A 16,308-nucleotide genomic window follows, 5' to 3' on the forward strand; every position below is an offset into this window, starting at 1 on the left:
CAGACTCACCGCGAAGCGGAATGTGTGGTCCTCAGGAGACCTGCAATGAGCCTCTGGCAACAAAACTACGATCCGGCCGGAAACATCTGGCTGTCGAGCCTGATCGCATCGCTACCGATTCTGTTCTTCTTCTTCGCGCTGATTAAGCTCAAGCTGAAGGGCTATCTCGCCGCAACCTACACCGTCGCGATTGCGCTGGTGGTGGCGCTGTTCTTCTACAAAATGCCGGTCGATCACGCCCTTGCGTCGGTGGTGTATGGTTTCTTCTACGGATTGTGGCCAATCGCCTGGATCATCATCGCGGCGGTGTTTGTCTATAAAATCTCGGTGAAGACCGGGCAATTCGACATCATTCGCTCGTCGATTCTCTCCATTACCCCGGATCAGCGCCTGCAAATGCTGATTGTCGGTTTCTGCTTCGGCGCGTTCCTCGAAGGGGCGGCGGGCTTTGGTGCGCCTGTGGCAATCACCGCTGCGCTGCTGGTGGGTCTCGGCTTTAATCCGCTGTATGCTGCGGGCCTGTGCCTGATCGTCAATACCGCTCCGGTAGCCTTCGGCGCGATGGGCATTCCCATTCTGGTCGCCGGGCAGGTTACCGGTTTAGACAGCTTCGAAATCGGCCAGATGGTGGGGCGTCAGCTGCCGTTCCTGACCATTATCGTGCTGTTCTGGATCATGGCGATTATGGACGGCTGGCGCGGCGTGAAAGAGACCTGGCCTGCGGTGGTGGTTGCAGGTGGTTCGTTTGCTATCGCCCAGTATCTCAGCTCGAACTTTATCGGCCCGGAACTGCCGGACATCATCTCGTCGCTGGTATCGCTGGTCTGCCTCACCCTGTTCCTGAAGCGCTGGCAGCCGGTGCGCATCTTCCGCTTTGGCGATATGGGCGCGGCGCAGGTCGATCAGACTCTGGCACGCACCCATTACAGCGTCGGCCAGATTGTGCGTGCCTGGTCGCCGTTCCTGTTTCTGACCGCGACGGTCACCCTCTGGAGCGTCCCACCGTTCAAAGCGCTGTTCGCCCCTGGCGGTGCGCTCTACGACATGGTGATTAACATCTCCGTGCCGTTCCTCGACAAAATGGTTGCCCGCATGCCGCCGGTCGTTCACGAAGCGACGCCGTATGCTGCGGTCTATAAATTCGACTGGTTCTCTGCGACCGGCACGGCGATCCTGTTTGCGGCGATTCTTTCTGTGGTGTGGCTGCGCATGAAACCGGCGGCGGCTATTCAGACCTTTGCCAGCACGCTGAAAGAGCTGGCGCTGCCGATTTACTCTATCGGTATGGTGCTGGCGTTCGCGTTTATCTCGAACTACTCCGGTTTGTCATCGACGCTGGCGTTAGCCCTGGCCCATACGGGGCACGCATTCACCTTCTTCTCGCCGTTCCTCGGCTGGCTGGGCGTGTTCCTGACCGGTTCCGATACGTCATCCAACGCCCTCTTTGCCGCGCTTCAGGCGACCGCCGCACAGCAGATTGGTGTTTCGGACGTGCTGCTCGTCGCGGCGAACACCACCGGCGGCGTGACCGGCAAAATGATCTCCCCGCAATCCATCGCCATTGCCTGTGCAGCGGTGGGACTGGTGGGTAAAGAGTCGGACCTGTTCCGATTTACCGTCAAACACAGCCTGATATTCACCTGTATGGTGGGCGTGATTACCACGCTTCAGGCCTACGTCTTAACCTGGATGATTCCATGATAGTGATGCCCAGACGCCTGTCCGACGAGATTGCCTCTCGCGTGCGGGCGCTGATTGAAGAACAACAGCTGGAAGCGGGCATGAAATTGCCCGCGGAACGCCAGTTAGCGGCGCTGCTTGGCGTGTCGCGTAATTCACTGCGCGAAGCGCTGGCGACGCTGGTCAGCGAGGGCGTGCTGCTCAGCCGTCGCGGCGGCGGGACCTTTGTCCGCTGGCAGCATGACGACTGGTCTGAGCAAAACATCGTTCAGCCTCTTAAAACGCTGATGGAGAACGATCCGGATTACAGTTTCGATATCCTCGAAGCCCGCCATGCCATTGAAGCCAGCACCGCCTGGCACGCAGCGATGCGCGCGACGGACGCCGACAAAGAGAAGCTCAAAGCCTGCTTTGAGGCGACGCAGAGCGACAACCCGGATATCGCCTCGCAGGCGGACGTGCGTTTTCATCTCGCCATTGCCGAGGCCTCACACAACGTGGTGCTGCTGCAAACCATGCGCGGTTTTTTCGATCTGCTGCAATCCTCTGTTAAGCAGAGCCGCCAGCGCATGTATCTCGTCCCTCCGGTCTTTGCCCAGCTCACGGAGCAGCATCAGGCCGTGCTCGACGCCATTCTAAAGGGCGACGCCGACGCCGCGCGTAAAGCGATGATGGCCCATCTCGGTTTCGTCCATACCACCATCAAACGATTCGATGAAGATCAGGCCCGGCAGGCGCGCATTACCCGCCTGCCCGGCGATCATGATATTTCCAGGGAGAACAAAGCATGATTATTTCCGCAGCCAGTGACTATCGCGCAGCGGCGCAGCGCATCCTGCCCCCATTCCTGTTCCACTACATCGACGGCGGGGCGTATTCCGAATACACCCTGCGCCGCAACGTGGAGGACCTGTCCGAAGTGGCGCTGCGCCAGCGTGTGCTGAAGAACATGTCCGATCTGAGTCTGGAAACGAAGCTGTTCAACGAGACGCTGTCGATGCCTGTGGCTCTGGCACCCGTTGGCCTGTGCGGCATGTACGCTCGTCGCGGTGAGGTGCAAGCGGCGGCGGCGGCTGATGCTAAAGGTATCCCGTTTACGCTCTCGACAGTCTCAGTGTGTCCGATTGAAGAGGTGGCACCGACCATTAAGCGTCCGATGTGGTTCCAGCTGTACGTCCTGCGCGACCGCGGCTTTATGCGTAACGCCCTTGAGCGTGCCAAAGCGGCAGGCTGTTCAACGCTGGTGTTTACCGTCGATATGCCGACGCCGGGCGCCCGCTATCGCGATGCCCACTCGGGTATGAGCGGCGCGAACGCGGCCATGCGTCGCTACTGGCAGGCGGTCACCCATCCGCAGTGGGCGTGGGATGTGGGCGTCAACGGTCGGCCACACGATCTGGGGAATATTTCGGCGTACCTCGGTAAACCGACCGGGCTGGAGGATTATATCGGCTGGCTGGCGAATAACTTTGATCCGTCGATCTCGTGGAAAGATCTGGAATGGATCCGCGAGTTCTGGGACGGCCCGATGGTCATCAAAGGCATTCTCGACCCGGAAGATGCACGCGATGCGGTGCATTTTGGCGCAGATGGCATTGTGGTGTCGAACCACGGCGGGCGTCAGCTTGACGGCGTGCTCTCCTCCGCGCGCGCGCTGCCGGCCATCGCCGACGCGGTGAAAGGCGAAATTGCGATTCTGGCCGACAGCGGCATCCGCAATGGGCTGGACGTGGTGCGCATGATTGCCCTCGGCGCTGACAGCGTGCTGCTGGGCCGGGCGTATCTGTATGCGCTGGCGACGCATGGCCAGGCGGGCGTGGCGAATCTGCTGAACCTTATCGAAAAAGAGATGAAAGTGGCGATGACGCTGACCGGGGCTAAAACCATCGGTGAGATCAGCAAGGATTCGCTGGTGCAGGAGCTGAGTAAATTACCGGCGGCGCTGGCACCATTGGCGCGAGGGGACGCGGCGTAGGGAAAGTGGTATCCTGCCCCCGCATTTTAAGGGGGCAGCATGCTTAACATCGTTTTATTCGAACCAGAAATTCCACCGAATACCGGGAATATCATCCGCCTGTGCGCCAACACCGGTTTTCGTTTGCATATTATCGAGCCAATGGGTTTTGCGTGGGATGACAAACGCCTGCGCCGTGCCGGGCTGGATTATCACGAATTTACCGCCGTGGTCCGCCATCACGATTACGCCGCGTTTATGGAAGCGCAAAAGCCGCAACGTATGTTTGCCCTGACGACGAAAGGCACGCCTGCACACAGTGCGGTGAGCTATCAGGAAGGCGATTATCTGATGTTTGGTCCGGAGACGCGCGGGCTGCCTGCCACTATTCTTGACGCCCTGCCTGCTGAGCAAAAAATCCGTATTCCGATGATGCCGGATAGCCGGAGCATGAACCTGTCGAACGCGGTGTCGGTAGTAGTGTACGAAGCCTGGCGCCAGCTGGGATATGCTGGCGCGGTATTACGAAGCTGATGTTGTCGGGTAGCGATTCGCTTACCCGCGCGAAGTTTTAAATCCCGTCACCATACTCAAAGGTATGGTGGATACCGTTGAAGTGCTGATCCATATCCATCGCGGGTTTATCGCTCTCTGGCTTGCCAACGATACGCGCTGGCACGCCAGCGGCGGTGGTATGCGGTGGAACAGGTTGCAGCACCACGGAACCGGCGCCGATTTTCGCGCCGCGCCCCACTTCGATATTGCCGAGAATTTTCGCGCCTGCGCCAATCATCACACCTTCACGGATCTTCGGATGGCGATCGCCACTGGTTTTACCGGTACCCCCGAGGGTGACGGACTGCAGAATCGACACGTCATCTTCGATCACCGCCGTTTCCCCGACGACAATCCCCGTGGCGTGGTCGAGCATGATCCCGCGACCAATTTTCGCCGCCGGGTGGATATCGACCTGGAAAGTGACGGAAACCTGGTTCTGCAAGAAGATCGCCAGCGCGCGGCGGCCCTCATTCCACAGCCAGTGGCCGATACGGTAGGCCTGCAAGGCGTGGAAGCCTTTCAGATACAGCAGCGGCGTTGAATATTTATCGACGGCAGGGTCACGCGTGCGCACAGCCTGAATATCACAGGCGGCGGAGGCGATCATTTCAGGGTCAGCGGCATACGCCTCTTCCACCACTTCGCGAATAGCGATCGCGGGCATAATGGAGGACGCCAGTTTATTGGCGAGCATATAGCTCAGGGCGCTGCCGAGGTTTTCATGCTTGAGTAGCGTCGCGTGGTAGAAACTGGCCAGCATTGGCTCGCAGTCGGCCAAAGCCCGGGCTTCGGCTTTAATATTGTTCCAGACGATATCCAGTTCTTCACACGGCATTGCATACTCCAGGCGGTATCATAATGACCGGCCAGTTCTGCGCCAGCCGGGTCATTCAGGTGACTAAGGTTCCCTGCGATTAACTACTACTGCGCTCGTCCTTGCGTGAGCGACCTAACAGCGTTAATGCTGCCTCGCGCGCATTTTTTCCGCAATACAATACCTGATAAATTTCCTCGGTTATTGGCATTTCGACACCAAAACGGTGCGCCAATTCCCGAACTTCTTTGGTATTGCGATAGCCTTCAACCACCTGACCAATCTTTTCCTGCGCACCGATCACGTCCATGCCCTGTCCAAGCATCATGCCGAAACGGCGGTTGCGAGACTGGTTATCAGTGCAGGTCAGCACCAGATCGCCTAAACCGGCCATCCCCATAAAGGTGGCAGGATCGGCGCCCAGCGCGGTCCCGAGACGAGACATTTCAGTCAGCCCACGGGTGATCAGCGCTGTACGCGCGTTGGCGCCAAAGCCGATACCGTCGGACATCCCGGCACCAATCGCGATGACGTTTTTCACCGCGCCGCCCAGCTGCACACCGATAAAATCGGGATTGCTGTAGACACGGAAGCTCTTACCGCAGTGCAGCAAATGCTGGAGATCGTCGGAGAAGGTCTGATCGGTCGATGCCAGAGAGATGGCCGTTGGCAGGCCTGCGGCCAGCTCTTTGGCAAACGTCGGCCCGGAGATCACCGCGAGGGGAATGTCATCACCCAGAATTTCGCGGGCGACATCCTGCAAGAGACGTCCGGTTTCCGCTTCCAGCCCTTTCGTCGCCCACACAATGCGCGCATCCGGGCGCATCAGCGCCTTGATCTGGTGCAGCACCTGGCCAAAGACATGGCTCGGCACAACCACGAGAATATTGCGGCTGGCGGCAAGCGCGGTGGCAAGATCGCTTTCGAGATGCAGCGAATCAGGGAAAGGCACGTCAGGAAGAAACGCCACGTTGCAGCGGTCGTGTTGCAACGTCGCGATATGTTTGGGATCGTGGCCCCAGAGAACCACTTCGTGACCATTTCTTGCCAGAGTGATGGCAAGAGCGGTGCCGTAAGAGCCGGCACCGATCACAGTCATTGACGCATTAACTGTACTCATCAGGCATCCTGATGTTGGTCAGTACCTTCGCCAGCTTGCTGCTGCAGATAGTTCATGAACAGCGCATCAAAGTTTACTGGCGCAAGGTTCAGTTGCGGGAATGTACCGCGGGATACCAGGCTGGTGATGCATTCGCGAGCATACGGGAACAGGATGTTCGGGCAGTATGCACCCAGGCAATGCGCCAGCTGATTACCTTCGATACCGCCAACGGAGAAGATACCGCCCTGCTGTACTTCGCACAGGAATGCAGTTTCTTCGCCCAGCGCAGCGGTAACGGTCACGCGCAGCACAACTTCATACACGTCTTCTGCCAGTTGGGTAGAAGCAGTATCAAGATCAAGTTTAACCTCTGGCTGCCAATCTTTCTGGAAAACGTGTGGCGCATTTGGAGCTTCGAAAGAGACATCTTTGGTGTAGATGCGCTGGATCTGGAAACTCATTTCGTTGTTGTTTTGTTCTGACATGGAAATACCCTTTTTAATTGTCCTAAAACGCTATCACAGCAGGGGATCGAGCCCGCCGCGTGCATCCAGCGCATACAAGTCATCACAGCCGCCAATGTGCTGCGCATCAATAAAAATCTGCGGAACCGTCGTGCGGCCACTACGTTTGATCATCTCTTCACGTTTTGCCGCATCGCCATCAATGGGCAGTTCCTGGAAAGTTACCCCTTTGCTGTTTAGAAGCGCTTTTGCACGATGGCAAAACGGGCAGGTCGCTTTGGTGTAGATTTCAATATTGGCCATCACGTCGTTCCTCTTATTTACCGCGAACTAAAGGCAGATTCTCACCGCTCCAGCCAGAGACGCCGTCTTTCAGTACGAAGACTTTATCGAAGCCAGCTTTGGTGAGTGCGCTCGCTGGGTCCTGAGCCTGCATGCCGGTACCGTCAACCACGATAATCGGTTTGTCTTTATGCTTTTCCAGCTCGCCAAGATTGTTGGCTTTGATTTCTGTTGGCAGCAGGTTAATAGACCCTGCAATGTGCCCTTTACGGAAATCATCACGCTGGCGCAGATCCACAACGACCGCGTCTTCTTTGTTGATGAGGCGCGTTGCTTCGCCACGGGTAATAACCTTAACTTTAGACGTAAGGCCTTTAAACGTGGTGAACAGCACAGCGGCCAGTAAACCAATCCACGCGATACTGAGTACTGGGTGGCGGCTAACAAATTGCATAATTTCTTGCATGGGGGGTAACAACTCCCGACGTAGTGATTAAAAAAACCAGGACAGGAGTATACCTGTGCGTTGTGGCAAATACAGCCAGCGAGAATAAGCTAATCCATTTTCTGCGGCATGCCACGAAAAAAAAGCGTCAAAATGAGCACACCCGCCGCCTGTCCCCTCCCTTTCTTTGATCTTCTGCGGCTATTTTATCGATTCAGCTGTAGTAAAATTACGCAAATTTTTTGTCTCTTGAGTATGAGGTTGTCGCAATGTCGGTTTCTAAAAAACCTATGGTACTGGTGATTCTGGATGGTTATGGCTATCGTGAGGACAGCCAGGATAACGCCATTTTCAACGCTAAAACCCCGGTCATGGATGCGCTGTGGGCAAAACGTCCGCATACCCTGATTGACGCTTCTGGCCTGGAAGTTGGCCTGCCAGACCGTCAGATGGGCAACTCCGAAGTGGGACACGTCAACCTGGGCGCCGGTCGTATCGTCTATCAGGACCTGACTCGCCTGGACGTTGAAATTAAAGAACGTACTTTCTTCACCAACCCGGTGTTGACCACCGCCGTTGATAAAGCAGTCAACGCGGGCAAAGCCGTCCACATCATGGGTCTGCTCTCTGCCGGTGGTGTTCACAGCCACGAAGATCACATCCTGGCGATGGTTGAGATGGCCGCCGAACGCGGCGCAGAAAAAATCTATCTGCACGCTTTCCTCGACGGCCGCGACACCCCACCGCGCAGCGCGAAATCCTCCCTGCAAACCTTTGAAGAGAAATTTGCTGAACTGGGCAAAGGCCGCGTGGCGTCTATCATTGGCCGTTACTTCGCAATGGACCGCGACAACCGCTGGGACCGCGTTGAGAAAGCCTACGACCTGATGACCCAGGCAGCAGGCGAATTCCAGTTTGATACCGCTGTTGCCGGTCTGGAAGCCGCTTACGCGCGCGATGAAAACGACGAATTCGTGAAAGCGACCGTGATCCGAGCTGAAGGCCAGGCTGATGCCGCAATGGAAGACGGCGATGCGCTGATCTTCATGAACTTCCGCGCTGACCGTGCGCGCGAAATCACTCGCGCTTTCGTGAACGCGGATTTCGACGGTTTTGCCCGTAAAAAAGTCGTGAACCTCGACTTCATCATGCTGACCGAATACGCCGCAGACATCAAAGTCCCTTGCGCGTATCCACCGGCATCGCTGGCAAACACCTTCGGCGAGTGGATGGCGAAGAACGACAAAACGCAGCTGCGTATTTCTGAAACCGAAAAATATGCGCACGTGACCTTCTTCTTCAACGGCGGTGTTGAAGAGCCGTTCAAAGGCGAAGACCGCATTCTGATCAACTCTCCGAAAGTGGCGACTTACGATCTGCAGCCAGAAATGAGCTCTGCTGAACTGACCGAGAAACTGGTTGCGGCAATCAAAAGCGGTAAATACGACACCATCATCTGTAACTACCCGAACGGCGATATGGTCGGGCATACGGGCGTGATGGAAGCCGCGGTGAAAGCGGTTGAAGCGCTGGACCACTGCGTTGACGAAGTGACCAAAGCGGTCGAATCCGTCGGTGGCCAACTGCTGATTACAGCTGACCACGGTAACGCAGAACAGATGCGCGATCCGTCTACCGGACAGGCGCACACAGCACACACCAACCTGCCTGTTCCGCTGATTTACGTGGGTGAGAAATCTCTGAAAGCAGTGGAAGGCGGCAAGCTTTCTGACATCGCACCAACCATGTTGACGCTGATGGGTATGGAAATCCCGCAAGAGATGACTGGCAAGCCGCTGTTCATCGTGGAATAATCCCTCCCCATGAGGGGAAAGGCGATTTTTTCAATCACATGGGTCGTGAAGCCGTTACGGTTATCAGTCAGGCCTCTGCTTTACGCCAGCGCACTCAGCGCTGGCGTATTGCTGTGCGCCGCATCCGCCCACGCTGACGATCGCGATCAGCTCAAATCTATTCAGGCCGATATCGCCGCCAAAGAGCGCGCGGTACGCCAGCAGCAACAGCAACGCGCCTCACTGCTTGCACAGTTAAAGCAGCAGGAAGAAGCGATCTCCGCCGCCGCGCGCAAACTGCGCGAAACGCAGAACACCCTTTCCGTGCTGAACAAGCAAATCGATGAGATGAATGCGTCGATTGCCAAACTGGAACTCCAGCGAGCCACTCAGGAACGTAACCTTGCAGCACAGCTCGACGCTGCGTTTCGTCAGGGCGAGCACACCGGCATTCAGCTGATTCTCAGCGGGGAAGAGAGCCAGCGCGGGCAGCGCCTGCAGGCCTATTTCGGCTATCTGAACCAGGCTCGTCAGGAGACCATCGCGCAGCTTAAACAGACGCGCGAAGAGGTCACCTCGCAGAAAGCCGAGCTGGAAGAGAAGCAAAGTCAGCAGCAGACCCTGCTTTACGATCAGCAGGCGCAGCAGGCGAAGCTGGAACAGGCGCGGAACGAACGTAAGAAAACCCTCTCCGGGCTGGAATCTTCCATCCAGGAAGGCCAGGCGCAGCTGGGTGAAATGCGTGCCAACGAATCAAAACTGCGCAACACTATTGCTCGCGCAGAAGCCGCCGCCCGGGCACGCGCCGAGAAAGAGGCCCGCGAAGCGCAAGCCGTGAAAGACCGTCAACAGGAAGCCTCCCGCAAAGGCTCGACCTACAAGCCAACGGAAAGCGAGCGCTCGCTTATCTCACGTACCGGCGGATTAGGCGCCCCACGCGGACAAGCCTACTGGCCCGTGCGCGGCTCTATTTTGCATCGCTATGGCGAACAGCTGCAGGGTGAGCTACGTTGGAAGGGTATCGTGATTGGCGCGTCGGAAGGGAGCGAAGTCAAAGCGATCGCCGATGGCCGCGTAATCCTCGCCGACTGGCTGCAAGGCTACGGCCTGGTGGTGGTGGTTGAGCACGGGAAAGGCGACATGAGTCTTTACGGCTACAACCAAAGCGCGCTGGTCAGCGTCGGCACTCAGGTCCGTGCAGGACAACCCATCGCCCTTGTGGGCAGCAGTGGCGGTCAGGGCCGCCCGTCACTCTATTTCGAAATTCGTCGCCAGGGTCAGGCGGTCAATCCACAGCCGTGGTTGGGAAGATAAGTTTTGCTTCAATTTCGTCGTATTGTTCTCTCCGTCGTCAGTGCACTGGCGCTGGCTTCACCGGTTTACGCAGGCAAATTAGCCATCGTCATTGATGACTTTGGCTATCGTCCGCACAACGAGAATCAGGTGCTGGCGATGCCGTCGGCCATCTCCGTCGCCGTCTTACCGAATGCACCGCACGCGCGTGAAATGGCGACCAAAGCCCACAACAGCGGGCATGAAGTGCTCATCCACCTGCCGATGGCGCCGCTGAGCAAACAACCGCTGGAAAAAGACACCCTCCGTCCGGAGATGAGCAGCGACGAGATCGAGCGCATCATTCGCGACGCCTACGGCAAAGTGCCGTTTGCGGTCGGGCTGAATAACCACATGGGCAGCGCCATGACCTCGAGTCTGTTCGGGATGCAGAAAGTGATGCAGGCGCTGGAGCGCTACAACCTCTATTTTCTCGACAGTATGACCATCGGCAATAGCCAGTCTATGCGCGCCGCGCAGGGCACGGGCGTGAAAGTGATTAAGCGCAAAGTGTTCCTTGATGACACCCAGAACGAAGCCGATATTCGCTTCCAGTTTAATCGCGCCGTTCAGTTGGCTCGCCGCACGGGCTCCGCGATCGCCATTGGCCACCCGCACCCGTCCACGGTGCGTGTCTTGCAGCAAATGCTGCCGACGCTGCCCTCAGACATCACGCTGGTCCGCCCAAGCAGTCTGCTGAACGAACCACAGGTGGATACGTCACGGCCAGACACTTCCACGCCAGGCAGCAAGCCACGCACGGAGCCTAAAAATCCATTCCGTGGCGTACAGATTTGCAAACCGAAACAGCCGCCTGAGCCGGTCTATGCGACCCGATTCTTCACAGTGATTGGTGAGAGCATCAGCCAAAGCTCACTGGTGACTTACTTCCAGCACCAGTGGCAGGGCTGGGGTAAGAAGGTGTAATTAGAAATCAGCCACAGTTTGTGGCTGATTAGTTTAATTTAAAAGAACCATTTAGGATATTGCTATAGATTGTCGGCTGACCCTCATGCGTTGTGATATATCTCTCTTTATGGGAGAGCTTATAAATCCCAATATGATCATTACTGAGTACTTTGTTCGATGCAGAATCTGCTGAAAGATTCATATATTGTCGAAGCAGAAAGCGAGAATTTCCAGTCACAGGTTGTTCATCCATAACTCGTCGGAATTGTGGAAATCTTTCACGAGCATATAAGAAGCTATAATCTATCAAAAAATATTCGATCAAAGTATCATGATGCTGCCAGTAACGGTAAAGCACATCGCGAACAAATTTTATAATTTGATTAGATTTCTGAGAAGACAAAAAATAGGCGGTCCAGTAACCTTGACTTAATGTATCTTCATTGGCTTCAAAGCGAAGCGATGAGAAGGTATTTTCGTAAAACGACCCTGGGACAGGTTTAGTTATAAATACGGTGGCATCCATCCATATACCACCATATTGATACAGCAGGGAACAACGAACGATATCTGAATATTGAGCTTTGCTAATAAGACCTCGCTCATATTTTTCCTTAATATAATCAGGCAAGGACAAATACAGAGGGATATTATCATCAGTTAAAATCACTACTTTTGCGTCTGGTGAATGTAACTCCACTGATTCAATACATCTTTTCACCAGCTCAGGTGCATTATCTAAACCTTGAAACCAACAAATCCAAATGATCCGAGACTCGCTGGAACTGGACTGAGATTCAATATTTGTTTCAGGCTGTATGTTAAGATCATCAATGACAGTGAATATTTTATCTTTTTTCTTTTTTTCATAACGCGTCGCTATATCTTTGAAAAAAGAATAATTAGTCTTTTTATACCAGCGACGTGATTTTTTTATGATTTTATTCAATACATTAATATTCATCATTTCACCGTTAACAAATTAAAAAATCTCTTTTAAAGTGCGACGCAATAACTTCATTCTTAATTTCATATCTTTCTTTTTTCCGCATAATAACTGATTCATTCTATTAGATTTAAAGCCTCTAAACGACATTAACTGAAAAAGATTATTACTGCGCGTTTCTTCGGACATAAACTCACGATATTTGAAATACAGTTTGCGATATGCATTATATTTCTTTATCTGTGAAGTAATTCTGTCACTGCCATGTTCGGCATCAACCATAGCCGTGCTAAAATTATATTTAATGCCTGGACCATATTTTATAATAAGCTTAATCCAGACATCACGATCTTGCTGTTGCTTAATCTCAGGTGAAAAACCACCGACTCCAAGCAGTTTTTCTCTGGTTGTGAGAACTTGGTTACCAACAACGTTTTCACATAAAACATCCTGTAACGTAATAAGTCTTTTATGATTATTTTCAGGATAACGTCTATGTTTCTTGTCCAGGCGCGCTGGTGTATCCGTAACGAACGCATATTTTTCTTCGTAACGTGAGACCAGCTTTGATAAACGCTCAGGTAGAAAATAATCGTCATCATCCAATCCGGTCACAAATACTCCCTGCGAAAGCGAGTAACCTCGATTACGACTGAAGTTAGAACCGCTGTTTTTTTCGTTACGCTCGTAAATGAACCGAACGAAACGCGCTTCACATTCATTGCGTATCTTTTCAATGAGTTGCGTTGTTTTTTCATTCGAGCAATCATCAACTATCACTAACTCTATAGCAGAATAAGTCTGTGCGATAACTGAACGAATAGCACGCTCTAGTAAGTCTTCTCTGTTATAGGTAGTCACAATGACTGAAATCAGTTTATCCATAGCTTGCCCGTTTGTTCGGTAGTATTTCTCCACCGGGAAGAATACCGATTTCCCGGTGAAGAATCAAAATGATTACTTGATGACATCCCTGTGCTTATTTTGCTCAAGTAAAACGATGGACATAATGAGCGTTAGCATCCAGGCAACAGGAGTTGTTTTAGAGTAGAACATCACCCCACCAACGCCAAACATAATTAAAGAAACAAGAAAAGCAAAAAGAATAATACTGTTTACTTTTCGCAATGCATACCAGGCAAGAGAAATAATAAACAGAATATAGAGAATTAGACCTGTTGGTCCTTTGACGGAAAGTGTTTCAACAACTTCATTATGCAAATGACCGGCGATATGCGGTAAAACGCCTCGTAAACTGTTATCTTTCTCAACTTCAGCTAATATTTTTTTATTTCGCTCGTCTGTTGATTGCCACAAATAATTTCCTTTTGCCGCTATAAGTCCTGTCTCCCACATAGCAAAACGCGCACCCACTGAAGTAGCACTATTATTTTTGTCATATGCTACGATATCGCGGTTAAGATCGTTATATCTCTGGATAAGATTATCTTTCATCATAAAAGCACCTGCCAGCAATGTTATTATAAAAACCACTATCCCTTTCCATGGAATATGTTTTTCCTTATAACATTTAAAAACCAGCAAACCGAAAAATATTATCGGATAGGTTAGAATTGCAGCACGTGTTTCAGTTGCAATCAGCATCAAAAATGTAATGAAGAAATGCCCCAGAATTATGAGTTCTTTCCATTTGCTCGAAGTATGCTGAATGACTAAAATTGTATAGAAAGAAATGAACGCAATCGTGTAAGCCGCCCCTGTCGCGTCAGCCCCTTGAGCCAGTGAAAATGTTACCCTTTTTGTTTCGAGATAGAGATGCTGATATCCACCGTAAACTATAATCATTAATTGAAGCGCTATAGCCAACACAATATGAATTTTATTATTGCCTAACTTAAGATGATTTTTGTTCACCAAAACAAAAATACTAAACGCCCCATACAAACATATTTTCCCGACCTCAAGATAGGCACGATACGAATTTATTGCAGAGCTATTATCTGTTTTATACATCCTAAACCAGATAAGGTCAGATACTCCAATAATAAAAAGTAAAAGGCATATCCAAAACACATCATTCTTTCTAAAATTCTTAAGATCAAGTATAAAAACTAGCAATGCAGTGACGCCTGCAACACTAAGTACTTTAACGGAAAAGTTTGGCGAGACAATCACACAGCCAAAAGCGATGGCACACAACCCAAACAATAGGTGCATCAAAGCTGACTGGATTTTTTCACATTTATAAGTGACCATTATCGTTCCATTTTTCAAAAAGATAGCAAGGTGAATATCCCACTAATAATAAATCGGGCCCATCTACGTTAGCGGACATTTCGCCAGTCATAAGTCTTTCCCGTAGTATCCATGATGGACACGTCTTTTTCATAGCTGGATAACCATGACTCAACTGTTTTAATCGACTCGCCTTGTCGATGTATTCCCAGCCATAGTTCGGCAAGCGTATTTACATCGTCTGTAGACCACGTAGTATCATAAGTACCTATGATTTTATCCATTGCATCATCTGGATGGCTGTACCAGATGAACATCGGTACTTGCAAAGCATCTTTTGGCGGATTAACTCCAGCATGGGAATAGACTACTGCTCGATTAACGTCGCGCACCAGGCCATGATCAGAAAAATACATGACCGAAGAACGCGTGTTTTCCAGAGAACGGAATATATTACCCATTAAAGTATCCGTATAACGCACGGAATTATCGTAGCAATCATCCGCAACACTACCACCGGATAACAGAGCCTTATTTTCGGGGAAGCGTCGACAGGCGGGTTCATGACTACCGTACAGATGCAGCACGATAACCTTCTTGCCCGGTTTTTTTAAGGCGTCATTGAGAAGAGGGAGCAATGCCTCATCATAGCCCTCGTCAACCCACTCCGACTTATGTGCGTTCTTGGCAATGCCAGTTATAACATTGTTATGCGCGCCACCTTTTCCCTGACGGCTAAACCAATACGTTTCGTATCCTGCTTTATTAGCGATATTTATAATATTATCACCGTACTTACGCGGGTCTCTGGCATTCACCGTATCCGCCGTTATAGCTAAAGGAACGGCCATGATAGTTACTGGCGCAGGGGAAACGGCGTTGTTGAAAAGTAGCAACTGTTTCTTTTGTTGCTGTTCTATGAGCTCAGGTGTTGTGTCTCTTTTATATCCATAAATGCTCATATTGGCCGTGCGTTCAGATTCACCAATAATTAGCACATAGTTATCAATACCAGTTTCAGATAAAGTCAGTTTATAATCAGGTATATTTCCACCAATATTAGCCACTACCGAAATATCATCTACGGCTTGCATAAACACTTTTGCGGTACTGACAGGAGTGGCTTGCACAAAACGTTGAGTCAGGCTTTCAACATTACTTTTCCTGATCTGATGCAAATAGGCTTGTGCAAAAAAAGCAAACAATGTGAGACAAAGAATGACAACAGGCCAGCGACGGAATTTCGATTTAATTGGATATTGGCCGGTATTAATTGTGTAAATAAATAATGCACTAAGCCCTACAAGAATAAGACAATCTCGCCAATAAAGCCCAAGCATTGAGCTTGCCTCTCCCGGTGTTGTATTTAACACACTCATGGCAAAGCCATAGCTAAATGCTGAATTGAAATTATTCCACGCATATAACTGGAGGCTGATATCTGCCGCAATGGGGATTAACAAAATGACTGCAAATACATTCCTGATTACTTTATTATTAATGCATTTTAACGTCAGCATGATTAATAAAAAAATTAACGTTCTGTTAATCACCGCATTATATTTTGCGGTCAAAATATTAACGCCTGCAACTATTAGCATGGAAATAATCAACAAGATATAACTTGTTAATTTTGAACAGGTTCCAACCGACTTCTGTGAAAACAAAATTGACATATTAACCTGATTCGAAGATCCCTAATCTTCATGACATTATCATTCAAATGATCTGCACACCGAAAATTTACTCCATGCAAAAACAGGAATAAGTTTCTGTATGTAACTGTGTCGAGAAGAAGGAATGAAGAAAAATTCGCCAAAAACTAACAAGTAA

16 protein-coding genes are annotated in these 16,308 nt (G+C 51.3%); 7 read left to right on the forward strand and 9 right to left on the reverse strand.

Annotated features, from left to right (window positions below):
- The first annotated feature begins 45 nt into the window (after positions 1-45).
- The 4 genes from lldP to trmL are packed head-to-tail and all read left to right on the forward strand — an operon-like array spanning position 46 to position 4,168.
- A complete protein-coding gene (lldP, locus tag DAI21_RS03735; protein ID WP_102105053.1) occupies positions 46-1,701 on the forward strand; it encodes an L-lactate permease in 1,656 nt (551 codons plus the stop codon).
- Positions 1,698-2,471 carry a transcriptional regulator LldR gene (lldR, locus tag DAI21_RS03740; protein WP_100778174.1) on the forward strand — a complete coding sequence of 258 codons (774 nt, stop codon included), beginning with the start codon at positions 1,698-1,700 and terminating at the stop codon, positions 2,469-2,471. The genes lldP and lldR overlap by 4 nt, the downstream gene beginning before the upstream one ends.
- Positions 2,468-3,655 carry an FMN-dependent L-lactate dehydrogenase LldD gene (gene lldD, locus DAI21_RS03745; protein WP_107702517.1) on the forward strand — a complete coding sequence of 396 codons (1,188 nt, stop codon included), beginning with the start codon at positions 2,468-2,470 and terminating at the stop codon, positions 3,653-3,655. The genes lldR and lldD overlap by 4 nt, the downstream gene beginning before the upstream one ends.
- Positions 3,656-3,694: 39 nt before the next feature.
- Positions 3,695-4,168, forward strand: a complete 474-nt coding sequence (trmL, locus tag DAI21_RS03750; protein WP_107702518.1) for a tRNA (uridine(34)/cytosine(34)/5-carboxymethylaminomethyluridine(34)-2'-O)-methyltransferase TrmL — start codon at positions 3,695-3,697, stop codon at positions 4,166-4,168.
- Between the two features lie 37 nt (positions 4,169-4,205).
- Here the strand turns inward: trmL and cysE are convergent, their stop codons facing one another.
- The 5 genes from cysE to DAI21_RS03775 form a co-directional block, all read right to left on the reverse strand.
- Positions 4,206-5,027, reverse strand: a complete 822-nt coding sequence (gene cysE / locus DAI21_RS03755) for a serine O-acetyltransferase (protein WP_059180464.1) — start codon at positions 5,025-5,027, stop codon at positions 4,206-4,208.
- Positions 5,028-5,106: 79 nt separating this feature from the next.
- The gene (gene gpsA, locus DAI21_RS03760) at positions 5,107-6,126 is read right to left on the reverse strand and encodes an NAD(P)H-dependent glycerol-3-phosphate dehydrogenase (protein ID WP_107702519.1); all 1,020 of its coding nucleotides are present in this window, start codon (positions 6,124-6,126) and stop codon (positions 5,107-5,109) included.
- Entirely contained in the window at positions 6,126-6,593 is a 468-nt protein-coding gene (gene secB / locus DAI21_RS03765; RefSeq protein WP_100778178.1) for a protein-export chaperone SecB, read from the reverse strand. The genes gpsA and secB overlap by 1 nt, the downstream gene beginning before the upstream one ends.
- 33 nt (positions 6,594-6,626) lie before the next feature.
- Complete coding sequence (grxC, locus tag DAI21_RS03770; RefSeq protein ID WP_100778179.1) at positions 6,627-6,875, reverse strand: glutaredoxin 3; 249 nt, start codon at positions 6,873-6,875, stop codon at positions 6,627-6,629.
- A gap of 13 nt (positions 6,876-6,888) precedes the next feature.
- On the reverse strand, positions 6,889-7,320 hold the full coding sequence (locus DAI21_RS03775; RefSeq protein WP_095280187.1) for a rhodanese-like domain-containing protein: 432 nt from the start codon (positions 7,318-7,320) through the stop codon (positions 6,889-6,891).
- A gap of 248 nt (positions 7,321-7,568) precedes the next feature.
- Between DAI21_RS03775 and gpmM the strand changes: the two genes are divergently transcribed.
- Genes gpmM through DAI21_RS03790 form a run of 3 tightly spaced genes read left to right on the forward strand, consistent with a single transcriptional unit; the run spans position 7,569 to position 11,351 of the window.
- On the forward strand, positions 7,569-9,113 hold the full coding sequence (gpmM, locus tag DAI21_RS03780; RefSeq protein ID WP_102105054.1) for a 2,3-bisphosphoglycerate-independent phosphoglycerate mutase: 1,545 nt from the start codon (positions 7,569-7,571) through the stop codon (positions 9,111-9,113).
- A gap of 33 nt (positions 9,114-9,146) precedes the next feature.
- Entirely contained in the window at positions 9,147-10,406 is a 1,260-nt protein-coding gene (envC, locus tag DAI21_RS03785; RefSeq protein WP_234419528.1) for a murein hydrolase activator EnvC, read from the forward strand.
- Positions 10,407-10,409: 3 nt separating this feature from the next.
- Complete coding sequence (locus tag DAI21_RS03790) at positions 10,410-11,351, forward strand: divergent polysaccharide deacetylase family protein (protein ID WP_102105055.1); 942 nt, start codon at positions 10,410-10,412, stop codon at positions 11,349-11,351.
- 28 nt (positions 11,352-11,379) lie between these two features.
- Here the strand turns inward: DAI21_RS03790 and DAI21_RS03795 are convergent, their stop codons facing one another.
- The 4 genes from DAI21_RS03795 to DAI21_RS03810 all read right to left on the reverse strand — a co-directional run bounded on the left by DAI21_RS03795 (position 11,380) and on the right by DAI21_RS03810 (position 16,151).
- Positions 11,380-12,300: a capsular polysaccharide synthesis protein gene (locus tag DAI21_RS03795; protein ID WP_234419516.1), complete on the reverse strand. Its 921-nt coding sequence runs from the start codon at positions 12,298-12,300 to the stop codon at positions 11,380-11,382.
- Between the two features lie 15 nt (positions 12,301-12,315).
- On the reverse strand, positions 12,316-13,164 hold the full coding sequence (locus tag DAI21_RS03800; RefSeq protein WP_107702522.1) for a glycosyltransferase: 849 nt from the start codon (positions 13,162-13,164) through the stop codon (positions 12,316-12,318).
- A 72-nt stretch (positions 13,165-13,236) separates the two neighbouring features.
- Positions 13,237-14,496, reverse strand: coding sequence for an O-antigen ligase (locus tag DAI21_RS03805; RefSeq protein ID WP_107702523.1), 1,260 nt, complete (start codon positions 14,494-14,496; stop codon positions 13,237-13,239).
- Between the two features lie 68 nt (positions 14,497-14,564).
- Positions 14,565-16,151 (reverse strand): phosphoethanolamine transferase, encoded by a 1,587-nt coding sequence (locus tag DAI21_RS03810; RefSeq protein WP_107702524.1) that lies wholly within the window; start codon positions 16,149-16,151, stop codon positions 14,565-14,567.
- Positions 16,152-16,308: the final 157 nt, after the last annotated feature.

Origin of the sequence: Lelliottia sp. WB101, assembly GCF_003051885.1 — a bacterium.
Taxonomy (GTDB): domain Bacteria; phylum Pseudomonadota; class Gammaproteobacteria; order Enterobacterales; family Enterobacteriaceae; genus Enterobacter; species Enterobacter nimipressuralis.